Origin of the sequence: uncultured Campylobacter sp. (assembly GCF_938030785.1) — a bacterium.
GTDB lineage: Bacteria > Campylobacterota > Campylobacteria > Campylobacterales > Campylobacteraceae > Campylobacter_B.
In genome coordinates this window covers 1-19,006 of record NZ_CALHIK010000156.1, presented here as the reverse complement: position 1 = coordinate 19,006, position 19,006 = coordinate 1, and the positions used below count along the sequence as shown (strand labels likewise).

Below are 19,006 nucleotides of genomic sequence, written 5' to 3'. Positions count from 1 at the left end.
GAAAAAATCGCCCGCTGATGATCGGTACGCCGAAGCTCGCCGCCTCGATCGGGCTGTGTCCGCCGATCTTTGGCAAAAAACTGCCGCCCAAGATCACGGCGTTTGAAATTTTATAAAAGTTCGCTAGCTCGCCGAAGGCATCAAGCAAAATAAAATCGCTCTCAAGCCCAGCGCCCTCGCTAAATCGTTCAAAGCTAAGCCCGTGCTCGCGCGCCCAAGCCTTGCAAATTTCACATACCTTTTCGAAGCGCTCAGGGTGCCTCGGCGCCAGGATGATTTTTAGCTTTTGCGGCGCGGCGATCGCAAGCGCTGCATTCGGTGCGGCAGAATTTAAAGACGCGCCGTTTAAAGGCACCGTATTCGGCACGGCGGACGAAGCGTCGCTTGAAGTCGTCGCATTCAAAGAAGCTGCGTTTAAATTTACCGGCTCGGGCGAGCCCTGCTCGTCGCGAAGCTCGGCCGTAGGCAAGTCCGTCTCGTCGCGGATACTCGCTGTGCGCTGGTATTTTTCGGGCATATTTTGCGAACTGCGAAATTTTATAAAATCGTTTAAATTTGATAAAACAAGCTCCTCTTCGCCCTCGTGAGTATTTGAGATCGTAAGCACGAAGCTATTTGCGGACGCGGCGGAATAGTCCTTCGTCGCAACGGCGATATTCGCACTTTTCACGTTGCCCGCGACCTTTATATTTTTTGCGCCTAGCTCCCTCAGCCGCGCCGCATCAAGCTCGCTTTGCGCAAGCACCAGATCGATATTTTCAAACACTTTGCGATAATAAAGCTTAAAACGCAGATAGCTCGCGTACGAGCGGTCGCTTATGCGCGCGTTTAGCAGGATCACGTAGCTTCCGCGCAATTTAGCGGTACGGATCAAATTTAGCCACAGCTCCGCTTCAAAAATTACCAGCACGCGGCTACCCGTAAGCCAAAATGGAAGCCAGTTTTCAAACGGCAGGTAGCGAGAGTTCGGCGTGAGCGCGCGCGCCGCACCGAAGCCCGTCTGCGTGGTCGTGCTAAGCGCGACGCTCTCAAATTTAGAAATTAGCGGCGCAAGAGCGTTTACCTCGCCCAGGCTGCAAGCGTGAAAATGCACCGCAGCGGGGCTAAATTTAGGGTTTTTGTATAGAAAAAATCGCGCCTTCAGGCTCGTGCGGTATTTTTTTTTAAAGCTTAGGATAAAAATAAAAGGCGCAGCGACGAGCCACGCCAAAAACGCCAAGGCGGTGTAGATCACTCGGCTTCTTTATATAAAATTCTGCCGCAATACGGGCAGGTTACGATGTCGTCGCTTTTGATGACCGCAGAATAGGTCTTGTCGCTTATGCGCATAAAGCAGCCATAGCAGGCCTGTTTGCGCACCGGCGAGACCGCCGTGTTGCCCGCCCATTTGCGGATCTTTTCGTAGAATGAGACGGTTTTTGGGTTCATCGCCTGCATTAGCTTATCGCGCTTGGCGTAGATCGCGCCGCGAGCGACCTCGACCTCGCCCATCTCGGCGCTTACCTGCTCCTGCAAGCTTTTTAGCTCGGCTTCAAACGCCTCTTGTTTTTCGCTCTGCTCTTTTACGAGCGCTTCCTTTGCGGCTACGATCTTTTCCAGCCTTTCGATCTCCTCGTTTGTGGCCTCGAGTTGCTCTTTTGCGATGTCCTCTTCGACGCTAAGGGCCTTGATCTCCTTTTCGGTCTTTGCCGCGCCGCTTTTTTTACCCGTGCTTTTTAGTTTGGACGAAAATGCGCTAAGTTGCGCGTTTGCTTGTAAAATTTGAGATTTTAGCTCGGCGATCTCCGCATTTAGAGTTTCGATCTGTTCCTTTGCACCTGAAATTTCGCCGCTTTTTTTGCCCAGCTTCTCCTGTGCGGCCTCGATTTTAGGCTTAAATCCGTCCAGCTGCTTATCGAATTCGCAAAGCTCTACCAATTGGCTTAAATATTTGTTCATCTTTTTCCTTTAATAATACGTAAATGGATTTTTTTGCTCGCTTATTATAACTTCAATTTCGCTTTTTTGCAAGAAAGGTGCGAGCGCGCGCCCAAAATAGCGCTCACTTTCAAAATGATTTATGTCGATCAAACTCACGCCGTTTTCTAAATTTTGAAGCGCCGCGTGATATTTTATATCGCCCGTGATGAAGCAGTCCACGCCTAAGCTTTGGTTCAGTTCGCTTCCGCTGCCGGTGCAAAGCGCGATATTTTGGATAAAATTTTTCGTCTTTACGGCACGCAGATGCTCGATGCCAAGCTTGCGCTTTATCTGTGCACACAGCTGTTCAAAGCTCAAATCCGCGCGCATGAAAACCAAAAATTCCCGCTCATCCGTAATTTCAAATTTTAAAATTTCGCGCGCTACGAATCCGTTTAAAACGTGCTTGTCAAAGTTCGTATGCATCGCGATGAGAGAGATGTTTTTGCGGATCATCTCATAGATCAAATTTGCAGGATAAAGCCGCGGATCGAGCGATTTTAGCGGACTAAAAATCAGCGGGTGGTGGACCACGAAAAGCGAGCCCGCCTCCGCCTCGCGCACCAGCTCGCTAGTAACGTCGAGGCTTAGATAGATTTTTGAAATTTCATCATCCAAGTTTCCGAGCATTAGCCCGCTATTATCCCACGCCTCTGCGTCGCAAAAGGGCGCGGCGGCGTTTAAAATTTCATAAATTTCGCCCGTTTTCATAAATCCTACTTTGCGCTTTTATCCGCTTTGTCTGCGGCGTTTTGCTTGCTGCAGGCGTTTTTTAAATTTGCGCCTGCGGAGGAAGCGGGCGCCGAGACAGCCCCTTTAACGCCGCATTTCTCGCTCTTTTCTCCCTCATCCGCTGTGCCGCCGTCTTTGCCGCTTTTTTTATCGCTGCACGCCGCAGCGTCAAGCTCCGCGACATATTTTTGCGGATCTGCGTAGCAAAGCGCGCAGTTTTTGGCAAGATCGCGGATCTTTAAAATATAATCCTGCCTCTGCGTGACCGAGATCGCTCCGCGCGCGTCAAGGACGTTGAACGTGTGCGCCGCGAGCATACAGTAATCATACGCGGGAAGAGCCAGGCCGTGCTTTAGGATGCTTTTACACTCGCCGAAGCAGTTTTCAAATTGATTAAAAAGCATCGCGGTGTCCGCAAGCTCGAAGTTGTATTTGCTAAACTCGAACTCGCCCCTTTTATGCACGTCGCCGTAGGTCACGAGCCCCGCCTTGTCGTCCCAGACGATGTCGTAAACGTCGTCTTTGTTTTGCAGATACATCGCCAAGCGCTCAAGCCCGTAGGTGATCTCGCCGCTTATGAGCTCGCACGTGATGCCGCCTACCTGCTGAAAATAGGTAAACTGCGTCACCTCCATGCCGTCCAGCCAAACCTCCCAGCCAAGCCCCCAGGCTCCCAGCGTCGGGCTCTCCCAGTTGTCTTCTACGAAGCGGATATCGTGGCTTTTAAGATCCAACCCCAGCTTCTCTAGGCTTTTTAGATAGAGCTCTTGGATATTATCCGGGCTCGGTTTTAAGATCACCTGAAACTGATAATACGCGCCGAGGCGGTTTGGGTTTTCGCCGTAGCGCCCATCTGTTGGACGACGCGAAGGTGCGACGTATGCAGCGCGCCAAGGTTTGCTTCCTAGGCTGCGCAAAAAGGTAGCCTGATGATAGGTGCCTGCGCCCGCGGGCATATCGTAGGGCTGAACGAGCAAGCAGCCCTGCTCGTGCCAGTAGTTTTGAAGCGTCAAAATAATCTGTGAAAACGTCATTTTTATCCTTTTATCGATATGTAAATTTAAATTTTATCTTCCAAGCGCCTTTCAAAGCCTACCTCAGAGGCTCTTCGCGGCTCTTAAATTTTTCAAAATTTCAGGCGAGTATTCGCCCGTCTCGTCGGTATTTACCGAAACAAAGTAGCTTTTTTCTCGTCTAAAATTTTAGCGAAATTTCATTTTGCAAGCCCCGCTGCGGCAAATTTATCTATACTCCAGCAGTTTGAAATATTTTTTCGCGATCGGATCGAGGGCGAATATATCGAAATCTCCCTTATCGCCGAGATCGCTTGCCGCGGGATACTCGCCGTCCGTGGCGTAAAACGTCCCATCTAGCCGCACTTCGCCGTCCTTGCATCTAGCCTTTTCGTCCCAAAAATACCGCCACTTATATCTTTTGCCGCGCTCGGAGCCGCCTACCTGCAGCGTAAGGCTTTGAAACGAGCCCTCGCGCGGGCTATATCCGATGATCATCTGCCCCTCGTCGATTGCGGCGTTACACTCATCGTCATAGCCCTCGCCCAGATCGAAATGCTCGCCGTAATATTCGATAGTAACGTCTTTAGTGGGCTTGTAGTCCTCTGCAATACCGCTAAATTTCACGCCCCTTTGCGCTCGTTCGCATTTTTTTCTAAAATTTTCAAACTGTTATCGTTCGCGCAGTAGCTTAAATTTAACTTTACGATCTCCTCTTTATTCGCTTTCAAAAATTGCCTCAAACTATCCACGGAGGCGGCGTCGATAAAAACACCTCCTTGCTTTTAATCTCTTTTGCGCCTAAAAGCGCGACGAAAGCAAGCGACAGAGCGACGATCTTTTTCATTTCATTCCTTTAAATCGATCAAATTTTACTAAATTTTGCGCGGGTTTCGGATTTTAAATTTTAAAACCCGCACGAAGTATAAATTTTAAAATTTAGCCTCGCGGCACCTATGGCGCGCCGTTTAAATTTGACGCTGCGTAAATTTAAACATTTTTCGAGCGTCAAATTTTACTCGCAAAGCTCGCGCTTGGGCGCCGCCACGCGCCTTCAAGGCCTAGCCCTCAAGCAGCACTTCGATCTGCTCGGAGTCCTTTTTCAGCGTCTCCGCTTTTGCCGCGCGATCCGCCTTTAGCTTCGAGCTTAGAACCTCGTCGTTTAGAGCTAAAATTTGCAACGCCAGATACGCCGCGTTTTTCGCTCCCGCCTTGCCGATCGCAAGCGTCGCGACGGGGATGCCCGCAGGCATCTGCACGGTCGAATACAGCGCATCTACACCGCCAAGCGCGCTGCCACCGAGCGGGACGCCCAGCACCGGCTTGGTCGTATTCGCAGCGACCGCGCCCGCAAGATGCGCCGCCATACCCGCCGCACAGATGAAAACCTGTGCGCCCTTTTTCTCGGCGTCCGCGACGTATTTAGCCGTGCGGGCGGGGCTTCTGTGCGCCGAAGATACGATCATCTCGTACGGCGCGCCGAATTCGTTTAAAATTTTAGCCGCCTCGTAAACGACCTCGTAATCGCTCTTTGAGCCCATTATTATAGAAACAAATTTCATTCTATCTCCTTTCTTAAAAAGCAAAACTCCGCAAGCTTCGCGGGCAGCTTAATCTCATTTAGATTGCCGCTGTGAATCTCGCTAAATTCCTTACCGCTGCGGCTTTGCAGCCTCTTAAATTTTAAATATGGCTTGCCGTCAAGCTCAAAAATTTCGCCGATTTCATTATCGCAAGCGCAAATTTTAAAGCCGCGCGGAGCAAAAATTTCATAACTCTCGCCTGGCAAAATTTTATCTTTGACGCTTATAAACTCGCCGTCTTGCGAGATCGCGCAGACCTGATGCGTGCCAAGCTCGATGCTGCGGTCTAAATTTTGCGTATCCTCTCGCTCATACGGGCGCTTTATCAAATATCCGTCGCTAAAGCCGCGGTTTTTAAGCGTCGCTATCTCGCGCTCGTAAACGCCGGCCTCAAATTTATCGCTCGCGGCATCGTCGATCGCCGCGCGGTAGGCATTTGTAGCGCATGCGACGTAGTATTCGCTCTTGGTGCGCCCTTCGATTTTAAAGCTGTCGATCGCGCCCGTTTGCATGATCTTTTGCACGTGCGAAATGAGGCTAAGATCCTTCGCATTCATTACGAAAGTACCCTCCCCTTCGCGCTCTTGTAAGCGGAAAAGCGCGCTGGTTTCGGGGTTTTTCGCGTAAAGCTCGTAGTTAAATCTGCAGTCGTTCGCGCAGCTTCCGCGGTTGCTAAAGCGTCCGCTTTGCACCGCGCTAACAAGACAGCGCCCGCTGTATGCGAAACACATCGAGCCGTGCACGAAAATTTCGATCTCTAGGTTCGGAATTTTTTCTTTGATCTCTACGGCGTCTTTGAGCGTCATTTCGCGCGCCGCGACGATGCGGACGGCGCCGAGCTCCGCCCAAACCTGCGCATCCAGATAATTTAGCACGTTAGCCTGAGTTGAGATGTGAATCGGAATCTCAGGCGCTACGGCTCGCGCGAGGCTCGCAACGCCCAAAGTGGCGATTAAAATTCCATCTACGCGCAGATCGCGAAGAAATTCCAAATGCCTTTCGATGTTTCCTAGCTGACCGTTGGTCGCAAAGCCGTTTACGGTCGCATAAAGCTTCTTGCCGCGCTCGTGCGCGTACGCGACGCCCTGCGCAAAGCTTTCCTTGCTAAATTCCTTCGCGCTTCGCTGGCGCAGCGAAAATGAGCCGGTGCTTGCATACACGGCGTCCGCGCCGTAAGCCAGGGCGATTTTTAGTTTCGTTAAATTCCCAGCAGGAGCTAAGAGTTCGGGTTTTTTCAAATACATTCCTAGTGATTTTTTAAGCGCGATTTTACTACAATTTAGCCAAAATTTTATTTAAGGAGGCGCGATGAGGGTCGATCTACACAACCACACCTATCTTTGCAACCACGCTAACGGCGAGCCGCGACAGTATTTGGAAGCGGCAATCGCACGAGGCATAGAAATTTTCGGCTTTGCGGATCACGCGCCGATGAACTTCGATCAAAAATACCGAATGAGCTTCGAGCAGATGGAGCTTTACGAGCGGACGATTAGGGATCTGCGAGATGAGTTTAGCGGGCGGATCGACGTGCGGCTGGGATATGAGGTCGATTTTATGACGAAAAAAGAGCTAATGGATGAGCGGATTTTCGCGCGCAAGATTGATTATCTCATCGGCTCGGTGCATTTTTTAAACAACTGGGGCTTTGATAACGAGGAATTTTTAGATCAGTGGAGCGGGCGCGAAATAGACGACGTTTATCGCGAATACTTTGCGCTGATCTGCGCGCTGTGCAGAAGCGGCAAATTCGACATTTTAGGGCACATGGATCTGATTAAAATTTTTAAATTTACTCCGAAAAAAGATATCAGAGTTTTGGCAGGCGGCGCGATAAACGCGATCAAAAAAAGCGGCATCGTCGTGGAGCTAAACTCCGCGGGGCTTCGCAAGCCCGCAAATGAAATTTATCCAAGCGACGCGCTTTTGGCTATGCTAGCGGATGCAGATGTGCCGATCACGCTTAGCTCGGACGCGCACTCGGTAGCTCAAGTGGCGCTAAATTACGATAAAATTTACGCCAAAGCGCGCGAGTTCGGCTACGATAAGATCGCTGTTTTCAAAAATCGCGAGCGGCAGTTTGTAAGTCTGGCGTAAATTTTAACGGTAGCCGCTTTTAAATTTAAAAAGGCGCAGCGGCGAGAAATTTTAAAATTTTAAAATTTTCGGCGGTGCAAAATTTTAAAAATTGCACCGCGCAAAACGGCGCAAATAAAGTCGAATTTCAACTAAATAATGTTAAAATCTGCCGTTAAATTTAGCCCGAAACGGGCGAGAAAAAGGAAAAAATATGGGAAAATTTGTTAATGACGTGAAGGAATTTTTTAAATTTTGCGATGAAAACGAGATCGAGTTCGTGGATTTTAGATTTACCGATCTAAAGGGCACCTGGCACCACGTCTCCTACAACTACAAGCGCCTACCGAAGGACTTCGCCGACGGAATTCCGTTCGACGCGAGCTCGGTAGAGGCGTGGCAGCCGATCGACAAATCCGATATGATGCTAAAGCCCGACGTGCAAACGGCGTTTTTAGACCCGTTCACCGCGGACGTTACGATCATCGTCATCTGCGACGTTTACGACATCTACAAAAACGAGCTTTACGAAAAATGCCCGCGTTCGATCGCTAAAAAAGCCGAGCAGTTTCTGCAAACTACGGGCCTTGGAGATACCTGCTATTTCGGGCCGGAGAATGAGTTTTTCGTTTTCGACGACGTAAAGATCATCGACGATATGAACTGCGCGATGTTTAAGGTAGATACCGAAGAGGGGCATTGGAACAGCGGCAAAAACTACAAAGACGGCTTTAATAGCGGCCACCGCCCGGGCGTAAAGGGCGGCTACTTCCCTGTCCAGCCCGTCGATTCGATGGTCGATCTGCGCGCCGAGATGCTAAAAGTACTTGAACAGATCGGGCTTGAGACCTTCATCTGTCACCACGAAGTAGCGCAAGGCCAGGGCGAGATCGGCGTCAAATACGGCACTCTCGTCGAGGCCGCCGACAACGTGCAAAAATATAAATACGTCGTAAAGATGGTCGCGCACCTAAACGGCAAGACCGCGACCTTTATGCCAAAACCGCTCTACGGCGATAACGGCAGCGGAATGCACGTGCACCAATCGATATGGAAAAAGGGCAAAAATACCTTTTACAAAAAGGGCAACTACGCAAATTTAAGCGATGCGGCCAGATGGTATATCGGCGGCGTGCTAAAGCATGCGCGCAGCGTCGCGGCGTTTACGAACCCGAGCACTAACAGCTACAAGCGCCTAATCCCGGGCTTTGAGGCGCCGTCCATTCTAACTTATTCGAGCCAAAACCGCTCGGCTTCGATCCGTATCCCTTACGGCAGCGGCGAGAACTCCGTGCGTGCGGAGATGCGCTTTCCAGACAGCACGGCGTGCCCGTATTTGGCGTTCGCGGCGATGCTGATGGCGGGAATCGACGGCATCAAAAACAAAACCGAGCCGGTCGGGCCGATGGATGAAAATTTATTCAAGCTGCACCTAGATGAAATTCGCGAGCGCGGCATCGAGCAGCTTCCGCACACGCTTCGCGGCAGCCTAGAGGCGGTGATCCGCGATAATGAGTATCTGCGCCCGATAATGAGCGAGCTTTTTATCGAGACCTATCAGCATTTTAAATTTGAAACGCAGGTTTGGCCTTACGAGGCGCGCCCTACGCCGTTTGAGTTTGCTACGAACTATTCGTGCTAAGACCGAATTTATGCCGCGCCGCCCGGTTTTTACGAGGCGGGGCGGCATAAAGCCCTGGAATTTTAGAATTTTGCCGCGCGTGAGCTTTTAAAATTCCGTCGCGCGAACTTAAATACCGCCCGTGAAGCTTCAACTCTTTTACCGCAAACGTGAAATTTTATACTTTCTGCTCATTTTGCTTGGAATTTTATCGCTAAACTTAGGTCTAAAATTTTATGAATTCAGAGAATTCCGCGAGAAAAACTACGCCTTTTACGACGCGCAAATTTTAAACGCCTACGCCAAAACCAACGAGCGCGGCCGCACCTACACGGTGCTAAAGCTCAAAACGGCGGATTTCACCCTCTACACGACCGCTGGGCTCGGGCGGGAATTTCACCGCTTCGCGCGCGTAAATATCGGCATCGTAACCAAAAACGTAAAATTTTTAGATTTTTTAAAGCAGCGCTTTTACGCGCCAAGCTTTAAAATCGGAGACGAGCTTGCGCCCTCCGGGGCAAAATGGCGCGCGATAAGCTTCGTTCGCGCTCAGCACAAAGATGAGATGGCGGCGGATCTTTACTCCGCGCTGTATTTTGCGACCGAAATTTCAAAACCGCTCCGCGCCAGCGTGACGAACTGGGGCATAGCGCACATCATCTCGATCAGCGGCTTTCATCTGGGCATCATCTTTAGCACGGTCTTTCTGCTCGCGATGCCGATCTATCGCTATTTTCAGGATCGCTACTTTCCATACCGCAGCGCTAAGCGCGATCTTAGCGTCTTTGTGATCGTGCTGATGAGCGGATATCTCTTCGTGCTTGATTTCACGCCGAGTTTTCTGCGCTCGCTTGCGATGTGCTGCGTGGGATTTTACCTAGCGATGCGAAATTTCTACGTACTTAAATTTACGAACCTCTTCCTAACGATCGCGCTTCTGCTCGCATTTTTCCCGCACCTGGCCTTTTCGATCGGATTTTATTTCTCCTGCCTCGGCGTGCTGTATATCTTTCTCTACTTGCACCACTTCGCGCCCAAATTTAAGCTCTGGCAGAACGTCATACTTTTTAACCTCTACGTTTGGCTCAGCATGAACGCGGCGGTCTATTATTTCTTCCCGACCGCTTCGCTACAGCAGCTTAGCGTCATGCCGCTGGGATACGTGTTTGTAATCTTTTATCCGCTAAGCATATTTTTGCATCTATTCGGGCTCGGCGGCGCGCTCGATACGCCGCTGCTTGCGTTTTTAAACTTTACTCTGCCGAGCTTTCAGGCGCAAATTTCGCCGCTTCTTTTCGCGCTCGCAAACATCTGCGCGCTTGCTGCGATAAAGCTTCGCTACGCAGCGCTTGGCTGCGCGATAATCGGAATTTCACCGATATTTTTTATAACGTAGCGCGCGAAAATTCCAGCGGGAATTTTATCCGTTGGAATTTTATGCTAAAATCGCGCTTCAAATCTCACAAAAGGATCAAAATGTTTATTGCAAACCTCACCTACGTCAAGGACGCAAGCGAAGCGGACCGCTTCATCAACGAACACAACGCATTTTTAGATAAATTTTTTGCGGCGGATAAATTTATCTGCTCGGGGCGCAAAGTCCCTCGCACCGGCGGTATCATCTTAATCAACGCCAAAGACCGCGCGGAGCTTGATGAGATCATCGCGCAAGATCCGTTCTTTCAAAACGGCGTCGCAAAATACGAGGTCATAGAATTTACGCCGACGAAATTTGCGCCCGAGTTTTGGCGACTTTTCGGCGAATAGAGGCTCGCGCGGGTTAAATTTTAAAATTTACGCGCTCAAACACGCCTCTGAAATTTAGCCGTTTTGCGCGCAAGATAAAATTCCCGCTAAATTTAAAAGCCAAATTACGGCGGTAAATTTAGATAAGCTTAAAACCGAAATTATATAAAACGGCGAAATTTAAAGGAGATTTTATGCGGATAAAGCTACGGCTCGCAACGCCGCAAGATGCGGAGGCACTGCTTGAAATTTACGCGTCTTACGTAAAGCAAACGGCGATCAGCTTCGAATATGACGTGCCCGGCGCCGCGGAATTTGCGGAGCGCATCGAGCAAACGCTGCAAAGATACCCCTATCTGCTCGCTTACGTAAGCGACGAGGCGGCAGGCGCAAACGATGAACGGGATGAAAATTTTAAAATTTCCGCAAGCGCGGCGGGCACAGAGGGTGAAATTTCGCCCGCAGACGAGGTGCGAGATCGCACAAACGCCGCGATGAAACAAAATGGCGCAAATTTAATCGCCGCGCCAAAGCAAAGCGGCGTAAATTTAAAACCGAATCAAATCCTCGGCTATGCCTACGCTTCGGTTTTCAAAGAGCGCGCGGCATACGATTGGTCGGCGGAAAGCTCGGTCTATGTATCGCGAAACGCGCACGCTCTGAGCATCGGCAGGCTGCTCTACGAGGCACTACAGCGCGCTCAGGGCTCAAAACATCGTAGATATGAACGCGTGCATCGCTTGCGGGGATGACGAATATCTAAACGACGCTAGCGTGCGATTTCACGAGCGCATGGGCTTTCGCTTCGTCGGCAGATTCAAGCGCTGCGCCTATAAATTTGGCCGCTGGTACGATATGGCGTGGATGCAAAAGCCCATCGGCGAGCATCTGCAAAATCAGCCCGCGATGAGACCTTTTGCGCGCTTTAGAGATGAAATTTGCGCGAGCGCGGGCATTGAAATTTAATTTAAAGGAAAAACTTTGACGCACTTTATCATAGACGACGAAAATATCGACGTCGATAATATCTTTGACGTCGTAAATCTCAAAGAGGGCGACGAGCTCAATATCGTCTCCAACACCGCCAAAAAGATCGGCGCCTTGACCCTTGCGCGCCTATCGAAGATGGGCGTTAGCATAGGCGAGGTTTTTACGATCGGCAAGCAAAGAAAGGACTTCGCGGATAAGATCATCGTGTTTTTGATGGGCAAGCTCTGCGGGCAGGAGGGCAAGATCGGCATCGTCAGCAACGATAAATTTTACGACGACGTGATAGAATTCTTTAATAATCTAAACTACCGCAAAAATCCTAAATTTGAAAAGATCAGTCTAGCCTCGCACGCCGCAGGGGCGAACACAAAGCAAGGCAAAGCAAACGGTACGGCGGAGAAAAAAGCCCAAAAAGCGGAGCCGAAAGCTACAAAGCAGGAGCCAAAGACTCAAAAGCAAGGGGTAAAAGCCGCAAAGCAGGAGCCCAAAATCGCTAAGCAGGAGCCGAAGGCTACACAACAGGAACAAAAGGCTGCAAATTTTAAAATCGCCAAAGCGGACATTGCCGCGGCGGAGGCGCTGATACCCCAGTGCGTGAGTCTGCAAGCCCTCTATGCCGCGTGCGTCGCAAAGCTCGGCAGAGCCAAAGGCTGCGAAGCCTACCGCGAGATCAAGGACGGCGCGCGAACGCTATACGCGAGCATCGCCTATGATAGCGACTTAAAAGACGGCGCCGTAAGGCGAAACGCGATCAAGCTCTACCGCGAAAGCGGCGGCGATATGGCGGAATTTCACAACAAGCTGACGAGCGAATACAAACACGCAGGGCCTGAAATTTATAAAGAATTTAAAGAAAAACTCGTCGGAAAGATGATCTAGGCGACTCGGGCGCAAGGATTTAAGGCGCAGCGATAGAGCGCGTCGCGACGTAGCGGCTAAAGCACAGCCTGGCGGCGTTAGATGTATCGTTATGGCACGCGGCGATATGATGTAGCGCAACTAAGCGCAACCAGAATGAAACTATTTGCTTGCGCGGCATCGGTTTTATTTTCGCTGTATACAACCAAGCAAAGCCCAGGCGCTTAGACATAGCAGCAGATTAAAGATATGTAGGATAAATTTTCTACCAGGTTCAATCCGGGTCTAATCATAGTTAAAGCTATATGGTTTGTAGCCGAAAATATGCAATGTCTTTAAAGCTAGCCCTCTGACCTCTATCCAGAATGGATTGTGATGGACTAGGTATTCGTAATCATCCGCCTCTAATAAGCTGCGGTCGTTAAAATTTTTATCTATAAGCTCCACAAGTTCTCTTAGCGCATCCCTCTCGTACGGCAGGAAGCAAAATTCAAATTGCTCCAATAAGGCATTTTTACATTCAGTATATAAAAATTCTACTATTTCCGATGGGCTTTCGTAATATTCAACCGCAGGATGCACTAAATGATCAACTTGATATTCCAAAGAAGCCATACGGCATAGATTAACCATAAGCCCGCTTTTTCTAAATATCTCTTTTCCGTTAATTTGCATTTGGGTTTCCTTTTTATTTAAGTGCTAGCTCCATAGGCTTAATATAGGTCAAAGTCACCTAAATCATATCCGAAAATATGTAAAGTTTTTAAAGCTAATTCTCTGACCTCTATCCAAGATTTATTGTGATATACCAAATACTCACCTATGCCTTCTAGTAAGCTTTGATCTTTAAAGTATCTATCTATGAGCTCCAAAAGTTCTCTTAGTGCATCTCTCTCGTATGGCAAGAAGCAAAATTTAAACTGCTCCGATAAAGCATTTTCGCATTCAGTGCACAGAAGTTCTGCCATTTCTGACGGATCCTCATATGCGTCGATTGTGGGATGAATAATATATTTATCCTGATATTCCAAAGAGGCCATTCGCCATAGATAAAACATAAGACTACCTTTGTAGAATATCTCTCTTCCGTCAATTTGCATTTGGGTTTCCTTTTATTGGGATATAGGTTTGCGCGCATTATATCGTAATATATTTTTAAATTCTCGCAGAAATTATCATTTTATAAAACTACTATTTTAAAAGCGCAATTTGTTTTAAAGCCTTTTTCGCACACTCCCTTAGATCCTCTTCACTTAATGAATCGCCTACTGTATCATCACCCCTCAACTCTTCGTCTGGTTCGAATTCATCGATGTCAGTAAGAAGTCTATTAAGCGGCTCATAATATTCATCGGGAAAATTTTTATCATTCACAAATTTATCCCAATATATCTTTTCAAATTTAAATACGTCGATTCTGTTTTGCAAAAAATCCTCTATTATTTTTATATATTCTTCTATCATTGACCCTCTTTCGGTATATTTTTAATCGCCCGCCGCTCTAATGCTTAGAACCGACCATAAATCACTACCTATATTCACGCCTTCGCATAAATTTTTTATAATTGTTAAGTCGTTGGAAGAAATTTTTATATCATATTCATACATTTGAACTAAAAAATCTTCCAGCGCTATACCATATTCTCCACCCCTAACCAGCTCTTCCAAATAAATTACAAAGTCGTACCGACCGACTCCGGCAAATTCATCTTCGTAATTACGGAACAAATTTAAAAATATCGAATTGCCATGTCTCATTCACTACTTTCCTTAAAATTCATTTCTCATCGCCGCTTCATAATCTCTTCTAGCTTCGAATTTCTATTTGAATATCAAGCAAGTCATCGTGATCTGGGTATTTAGCGGTTTCCGAGAACGTAAATTGTATCACGTCGAGTAACTGCTCAGCCAAATCGCTGTATTTTTTCTTAAATGCATTGAAATGTAAGAAAATTAGCTTTAAATCGTCTCGAACGCCCTGCTTATTTTTTACCCCATATCTCGAGTTTTCTTCTTTTTCTTCGATGTATTCGCTATAGCTTTCCCATTCGTCCTTATCTTCATATTGCTCCCATTCTTCCTCGCTGTAGTCTTTCCATTCTTTAAATCGTAGAAACCAAAAGAAGTCCGCGAATGCATCAGGACCGATACGCAGCGGCAAGGCTAACTTTTCAGATAGATAGGAGTATAACTTATGCTCTATTTCTTTGGGGCAATAATTATGCCACTCATCAATATATCTTCTGTCTTTTTGTAACTCATCAAAGTCAATCACTGCTTCTATCATTTTTCCCCACCCTAACTATGCTAACGCATATTTTCTTTAAATTCTAAAAATCAAATAAGCGTAGATTAACGCAAACTTGCCTTTATTAAATTTTAGTATAAATCAGACCAAAAAGGCACATACGGGCATTTTCCGACCGGCTCAAGAGGATTTTTGCTAAATTCCCTCAAAAAGTAGTCATATAAATTTTTCCCATAATAGATGACGTCGGTATAGTGTATAGATAAGACCGGCGGATCCGATAATTTAATACACGGCATATACCTATGAGAATATATAGGTATAATCTTAGGCGCAATTTTGGCTGCTTCTAGTACAACGGCTCGCTTGCGAGATCCGTCTTCGGGCATCGGACCCCATTTTTGCGTATTCCAATAGTTCTCATTTGGAAAAATTTCATCAATAGGATCGTTTTTTAAGTACTCAAAGACGTAGTTCATAGCTTGCTTTATCTCCTTTATATTTTCATCGCTAAAGTCTCTCCAATTATAAAATTCTACCGAAATAGGCAATGTATATGACAAAAAATCTCTTAGGCTTTTTGGAAATTTAAACTCATAAATTTGCTCTATTTTGTCTATTTCGCTCTCTTTCAAACCCTCGCTAAATTCTATACCGCTCTTTTCTAGCAGCTCTTTTATTGGCTTATACATATTCTATTTTCCTTATAAGGCTTTTAGTCATAGTCGAAGTCGTCAAGTTCATAACCAAAAATTTGGATTGTTTTTAAAGCTAGCTCGCGTAGTCCGCAAAAGGTGTTATTGCGGTATACAAAGTCTTCGTAGTCTGACATAGAAGCTCTCTCCTCTTCTTCCCAAAATTTTGAGTCACACTCCGCAAATTTATCTAGCATTTTAACTATCGCTTTACGTTCCTCTACACTGAAATAAATTTTGTTTGATTCCGCTAGGGCTATTTTGCAAGCGTTCTCACAGTCTTCTATTAAATCTATGCACAACAAATACTTATCTTTTGTAGGATTGAGCATATATTTTTCTTGACATTCCAATGAAGCAAGACAGCATAATTCTCTCAATAGCCTTTCTTTTATTGACATTTTATTCTCCCAAATTTTATATTCCATACCACTTCGTTACATTTCCTTCTTCGTCGGTATCAACCTCTATGTGTTCGTATTTGTTGCAGAGGCTCGGAATTAAAATTTCATTATAATATCTTTTGCCGCATTCTGTGATAAACATATACATATTATGATGGCACCACCGATTCGGCTCCTCCCAAAAGGCGCAGTCTGCGTAAGTATAATTTTTTAGAGGTTCGTATGAGCGGGCTATAAATTTATCTAAATTATAAAAGAAATTTTCTCTTAAAATTTTCCATTCTTCAAATTTTTTCATATTTGAATTTATATTAGCGCTAGTTTTATATTTTATGTCGGTATCTATGAAATTATTTAGATAAAACTGCCCGAAGAGCATTATTAAAATATCTCTTACATTCTCATCGCATAAATTAAAATTATGAATTAATGCACTGGCGATAGAGTCGGTCTCATAAACTTCGGTGCTTTTCATTAGGCTAAATACCTCGAGCTCATAAAAATCCAGCAATCTTTTCCCGCTTGCGGCTTGAAAATCTTTAAAAATCTTAAATCTAAAATCTTCCGCTTTACTAAAGAAATAGGCGTACGGGTTTAAATTTAGATCAAGCGCTTTTATTCTCATTTTATACCGTCCAAACTATTGTTTTTCGCATTTTAGTATTGTTTTGCATAATAAGCTCTTCCTTGCTGCGTTTCGGTCGCACAAAAGTATTTGCTATTTACGCCGACCGGCTCATAACTTTTATCATCTCTTAAAATATTTAAAATTTCAGATTTATCACATATCTCTTTCGTTTCTGTATCATAACCCCAGTTTGAACTAAACAATCTTATATAACCTTGCTCGTATAAAAACAATAAAATTTCTTTCGCCACTTTAAGCGAATTGGCAACGTTAATAGAATTTAATTCCCAAACGATCTCCCATAAAGAGATATAATCGCCATCTTCGACTATTCCCGATAAAATAGTTAAAATCGTCTTTTTATTCATTTAAAACCGCATTTCCTTTTAATGGAATTTTAACTACCGCACCGTCTTTGCTATTTTTAGCACAAGAATCCAGCGTACAATTTTTATAGAAAAATTTGATTTTATAAAAATTTTCATCTCCCGATGCAACCGCCAATAATAGGCTTTTTATACGACGAAATCTATCGAAAATATTCGGCTTTGTATCTTTTTGATATTCGTCCATTTTAAAACATTCGCTTTTTGCATCTACGCTCACATCGCGCCAACTTCCATTTAAAAATATGTCATTAGAGATAGAAATAATGCCCTGCATTATTTCTGGGTCCAACTCTTTGTTTTTATAATGCCGCAAAATCTTTTTTAAATCGGCTTCCAATTTCCAATATTCATCATCGGACCATAGATTATTATCTAAAATCATGCCTATGAACGAATTTGCATCATATCTATCATCAAATGCGGTATTTCTATAAAAATTTACAAGATTCATTGCATCAATCCTTTGGAGCATACCAAAAACCGCTATTGCTAAATTCTTCTTTGAATACGATGCTATTGCACAGAACATTTAATCTTTCAAATCTATCATATATGCTAGGCACTACGCCATCGCTGTTTTTCGCACACAGCATATTGCTTACATAAATTTCCGATTTGTCCTCCACGCCGATAACATCATTAAATATCGCTAGTATTGCGATGAAAATTTCTCTTGGAAGCGTTTTTTTATGATAAAAGCTCAAAATCTGCATTAAAGTTTTATCTAACTCCCAATAGTCGCAATCCGACCAAGTTTTTTGATATATAAATTTCCCGACAAACGAATTGATGCTGAATTTATCAGAATTCGTTAAATTCTGGTATAAAAGTTCTAACTCCATTAATCACCGTCCTTTTTTCATTTCTTTATTAAATGTTAGCCGTCTTTATGGCAAATTTGCGTTTATAAAAATCGGTTATTTTCTGTTTGGCAACTCTTTAGATAAAATTTTTGAATCGGGATACAATTTTTTCAAAAATTCTATCTCTTCTTGATCTAGCTCGTTTAAAACCTCTTCTGTCGGTTTTTCGCTTAAAATTTTTCCATAAACCAAACTCAGCCTTTTATATGCGCGCGGGTTACCGTTCTTTTCAAATTGCTTTATTATGACAATCCTGCACTCTTTTGTTATTTCAGAATCGCCCATAAAAAGATCTTTTATATCGCAAGAGGCGCTTTGCTCTTTATATAGATAAAATATCCACGCAAATAATATTATAGCGGCGGCAATAAAGTAAATTTTATTTTTCATGAAATCTCTTATTCTTTCGGCTTTCTATCAGCGTAATATAGATGTATGACTTCATCCATATTAATCTCTTTTTCCTTTCCGATCCGCTCGGTACATAATGTGAAATTTCCCTCTTTCGAAACACACTCTTTTAATAAGCCAACTATAAAGTCGTTATTTGTGCATAGATCTAAATTTCCAGAATGAAATTTTTTAATAAAATTTAGCTCTTCTTTGTCTAATTCTTGCTGCGCCTTTTTATCTACACAATATCTATCTAAAAAATAAAATTCATAAAAATAGAAAAGTCGCCTATGCGCCCCGCTGTTGCCATTATTAGCCCGTCGTATCAATTTTAATCTGCATTTTTGCTCCATACGATTGTAGTTTTGCCTCAACATATCGTTAATATCACAAGGTGAAAAACTTAGCATCGAAAGAACAATATAAATACAAAGAAATATACTAATTATGATGAGAAAAAATTTCATTTTATATCCTTACTTATTTTTGGTTTTTTAGATATAAACGATCAATCATAGAATTTGCAATTTAATTAGTAATAAAAGTGGTGTCCTGCGTTGAATTTGTACAACCCTCAGAATTCCCCCGAACACTCGATTACAGAATATCAGTATATAGTCTTTTAAAAAACTATATAAAAATATTTGTCGTCCCTTAAGGAAACTTTAAATAATAAGCAAAAATGAGTTAAGAAGTTTCAAACCTTAAGAAATTTAGCTTAAGCCTTATAGCGCTCAAGGTTTAAAATCTTAAGGAGGTTGATTAATACATTTTCACTAAATGCCTTAAGCGCCTATATGTAAGATGT

General features: G+C 44.9%; 26 protein-coding genes and 1 pseudogene. 7 read left to right on the top strand and 20 right to left on the bottom strand.

The window, feature by feature from the left end:
- The 7 genes and pseudogenes from Q0438_RS09265 to Q0438_RS09235 all read right to left on the bottom strand — a co-directional run.
- Positions 1 to 1,234: glycosyltransferase N-terminal domain-containing protein (locus tag Q0438_RS09265; protein WP_299190345.1), on the bottom strand; the 1,234-nt coding region annotated here is incomplete at its 3' end.
- Complete coding sequence (locus Q0438_RS09260) at positions 1,231 to 1,938, bottom strand: zinc ribbon domain-containing protein (RefSeq protein WP_297948996.1); 708 nt, start codon at positions 1,936 to 1,938, stop codon at positions 1,231 to 1,233. The genes Q0438_RS09265 and Q0438_RS09260, both read right to left, overlap by 4 nt.
- 9 nt (positions 1,939 to 1,947) lie before the next feature.
- Positions 1,948 to 2,670 (bottom strand): Nif3-like dinuclear metal center hexameric protein, encoded by a 723-nt coding sequence (locus Q0438_RS09255; RefSeq protein WP_297948997.1) that lies wholly within the window; start codon positions 2,668 to 2,670, stop codon positions 1,948 to 1,950.
- 218 nt (positions 2,671 to 2,888) lie between these two features.
- Positions 2,889 to 3,725 (bottom strand): annotated as a pseudogene (glyQ, locus tag Q0438_RS09250) (glycine--tRNA ligase subunit alpha); the annotation flags it as partial.
- Between the two features lie 207 nt (positions 3,726 to 3,932).
- Positions 3,933 to 4,331 (bottom strand): hypothetical protein, encoded by a 399-nt coding sequence (locus Q0438_RS09245; protein ID WP_299190342.1) that lies wholly within the window; start codon positions 4,329 to 4,331, stop codon positions 3,933 to 3,935.
- A 434-nt stretch (positions 4,332 to 4,765) separates the two neighbouring features.
- Complete coding sequence (gene purE / locus Q0438_RS09240) at positions 4,766 to 5,266, bottom strand: 5-(carboxyamino)imidazole ribonucleotide mutase (RefSeq protein ID WP_299190340.1); 501 nt, start codon at positions 5,264 to 5,266, stop codon at positions 4,766 to 4,768.
- Positions 5,263 to 6,525 carry a peptidase U32 family protein gene (locus Q0438_RS09235; protein ID WP_299190338.1) on the bottom strand — a complete coding sequence of 421 codons (1,263 nt, stop codon included), beginning with the start codon at positions 6,523 to 6,525 and terminating at the stop codon, positions 5,263 to 5,265. Before Q0438_RS09235 ends, purE begins: the two co-directional genes overlap by 4 nt.
- 70 nt (positions 6,526 to 6,595) lie before the next feature.
- Between Q0438_RS09235 and Q0438_RS09230 the strand changes: the two genes are divergently transcribed.
- The 7 genes from Q0438_RS09230 (at position 6,596) to Q0438_RS09200 (ending at position 12,599) form a co-directional block, all read left to right on the top strand.
- The gene (locus Q0438_RS09230) at positions 6,596 to 7,384 is read left to right on the top strand and encodes a histidinol-phosphatase (protein WP_299190336.1); all 789 of its coding nucleotides are present in this window, start codon (positions 6,596 to 6,598) and stop codon (positions 7,382 to 7,384) included.
- Positions 7,385 to 7,577: 193 nt separating this feature from the next.
- Positions 7,578 to 9,005: a type I glutamate--ammonia ligase gene (glnA, locus tag Q0438_RS09225; RefSeq protein WP_299190334.1), complete on the top strand. Its 1,428-nt coding sequence runs from the start codon at positions 7,578 to 7,580 to the stop codon at positions 9,003 to 9,005.
- A 121-nt stretch (positions 9,006 to 9,126) separates the two neighbouring features.
- Positions 9,127 to 10,380: a ComEC/Rec2 family competence protein gene (locus Q0438_RS09220; RefSeq protein ID WP_299190332.1), complete on the top strand. Its 1,254-nt coding sequence runs from the start codon at positions 9,127 to 9,129 to the stop codon at positions 10,378 to 10,380.
- 80 nt (positions 10,381 to 10,460) lie between these two features.
- On the top strand, positions 10,461 to 10,751 hold the full coding sequence (locus Q0438_RS09215) for a YciI family protein (protein WP_299190330.1): 291 nt from the start codon (positions 10,461 to 10,463) through the stop codon (positions 10,749 to 10,751).
- 173 nt (positions 10,752 to 10,924) lie between these two features.
- A complete protein-coding gene (locus Q0438_RS09210; protein WP_299190328.1) occupies positions 10,925 to 11,482 on the top strand; it encodes a GNAT family N-acetyltransferase in 558 nt (185 codons plus the stop codon).
- Positions 11,454 to 11,696 carry a GNAT family N-acetyltransferase gene (locus Q0438_RS09205; protein ID WP_299190327.1) on the top strand — a complete coding sequence of 81 codons (243 nt, stop codon included), beginning with the start codon at positions 11,454 to 11,456 and terminating at the stop codon, positions 11,694 to 11,696. The genes Q0438_RS09210 and Q0438_RS09205 overlap by 29 nt, the downstream gene beginning before the upstream one ends.
- Positions 11,697 to 11,711: 15 nt before the next feature.
- A complete protein-coding gene (locus Q0438_RS09200; protein ID WP_299190325.1) occupies positions 11,712 to 12,599 on the top strand; it encodes a hypothetical protein in 888 nt (295 codons plus the stop codon).
- Between the two features lie 264 nt (positions 12,600 to 12,863).
- On the opposite strand, the gene Q0438_RS09195 is transcribed toward Q0438_RS09200, so the two are convergent.
- The 13 genes from Q0438_RS09195 to Q0438_RS09135 all read right to left on the bottom strand — a co-directional run bounded on the left by Q0438_RS09195 (position 12,864) and on the right by Q0438_RS09135 (position 18,665).
- On the bottom strand, positions 12,864 to 13,253 hold the full coding sequence (locus Q0438_RS09195) for a phytanoyl-CoA dioxygenase (protein WP_299190323.1): 390 nt from the start codon (positions 13,251 to 13,253) through the stop codon (positions 12,864 to 12,866).
- Between the two features lie 38 nt (positions 13,254 to 13,291).
- Positions 13,292 to 13,678: a phytanoyl-CoA dioxygenase gene (locus Q0438_RS09190; RefSeq protein WP_299190321.1), complete on the bottom strand. Its 387-nt coding sequence runs from the start codon at positions 13,676 to 13,678 to the stop codon at positions 13,292 to 13,294.
- A 91-nt stretch (positions 13,679 to 13,769) separates the two neighbouring features.
- Positions 13,770 to 14,042 (bottom strand): colicin immunity domain-containing protein, encoded by a 273-nt coding sequence (locus tag Q0438_RS09185; protein ID WP_299190319.1) that lies wholly within the window; start codon positions 14,040 to 14,042, stop codon positions 13,770 to 13,772.
- A 21-nt stretch (positions 14,043 to 14,063) separates the two neighbouring features.
- Positions 14,064 to 14,336 (bottom strand): hypothetical protein, encoded by a 273-nt coding sequence (locus Q0438_RS09180; RefSeq protein WP_299190318.1) that lies wholly within the window; start codon positions 14,334 to 14,336, stop codon positions 14,064 to 14,066.
- A 49-nt stretch (positions 14,337 to 14,385) separates the two neighbouring features.
- The gene (locus Q0438_RS09175; protein WP_299190316.1) at positions 14,386 to 14,865 is read right to left on the bottom strand and encodes a hypothetical protein; all 480 of its coding nucleotides are present in this window, start codon (positions 14,863 to 14,865) and stop codon (positions 14,386 to 14,388) included.
- 92 nt (positions 14,866 to 14,957) lie between these two features.
- Positions 14,958 to 15,518 (bottom strand): hypothetical protein, encoded by a 561-nt coding sequence (locus tag Q0438_RS09170; RefSeq protein ID WP_299190314.1) that lies wholly within the window; start codon positions 15,516 to 15,518, stop codon positions 14,958 to 14,960.
- A 23-nt stretch (positions 15,519 to 15,541) separates the two neighbouring features.
- Positions 15,542 to 15,949 (bottom strand): phytanoyl-CoA dioxygenase, encoded by a 408-nt coding sequence (locus tag Q0438_RS09165; RefSeq protein WP_299190313.1) that lies wholly within the window; start codon positions 15,947 to 15,949, stop codon positions 15,542 to 15,544.
- Positions 15,939 to 16,550, bottom strand: coding sequence for a hypothetical protein (locus Q0438_RS09160; RefSeq protein WP_299190311.1), 612 nt, complete (start codon positions 16,548 to 16,550; stop codon positions 15,939 to 15,941). Before Q0438_RS09160 ends, Q0438_RS09165 begins: the two co-directional genes overlap by 11 nt.
- A 32-nt stretch (positions 16,551 to 16,582) precedes the next feature.
- On the bottom strand, positions 16,583 to 16,921 hold the full coding sequence (locus tag Q0438_RS09155) for a hypothetical protein (protein ID WP_299190309.1): 339 nt from the start codon (positions 16,919 to 16,921) through the stop codon (positions 16,583 to 16,585).
- Positions 16,914 to 17,393, bottom strand: coding sequence for an Imm41 family immunity protein (locus Q0438_RS09150; protein WP_299190307.1), 480 nt, complete (start codon positions 17,391 to 17,393; stop codon positions 16,914 to 16,916). Before Q0438_RS09150 ends, Q0438_RS09155 begins: the two co-directional genes overlap by 8 nt.
- Positions 17,394 to 17,397: 4 nt before the next feature.
- Positions 17,398 to 17,784 (bottom strand): Imm41 family immunity protein, encoded by a 387-nt coding sequence (locus Q0438_RS09145; protein WP_299190305.1) that lies wholly within the window; start codon positions 17,782 to 17,784, stop codon positions 17,398 to 17,400.
- A 75-nt stretch (positions 17,785 to 17,859) separates the two neighbouring features.
- On the bottom strand, positions 17,860 to 18,195 hold the full coding sequence (locus Q0438_RS09140; RefSeq protein ID WP_297914014.1) for a hypothetical protein: 336 nt from the start codon (positions 18,193 to 18,195) through the stop codon (positions 17,860 to 17,862).
- A gap of 8 nt (positions 18,196 to 18,203) precedes the next feature.
- Complete coding sequence (locus Q0438_RS09135; protein ID WP_299190302.1) at positions 18,204 to 18,665, bottom strand: hypothetical protein; 462 nt, start codon at positions 18,663 to 18,665, stop codon at positions 18,204 to 18,206.
- Positions 18,666 to 19,006 lie beyond the last annotated feature (341 nt).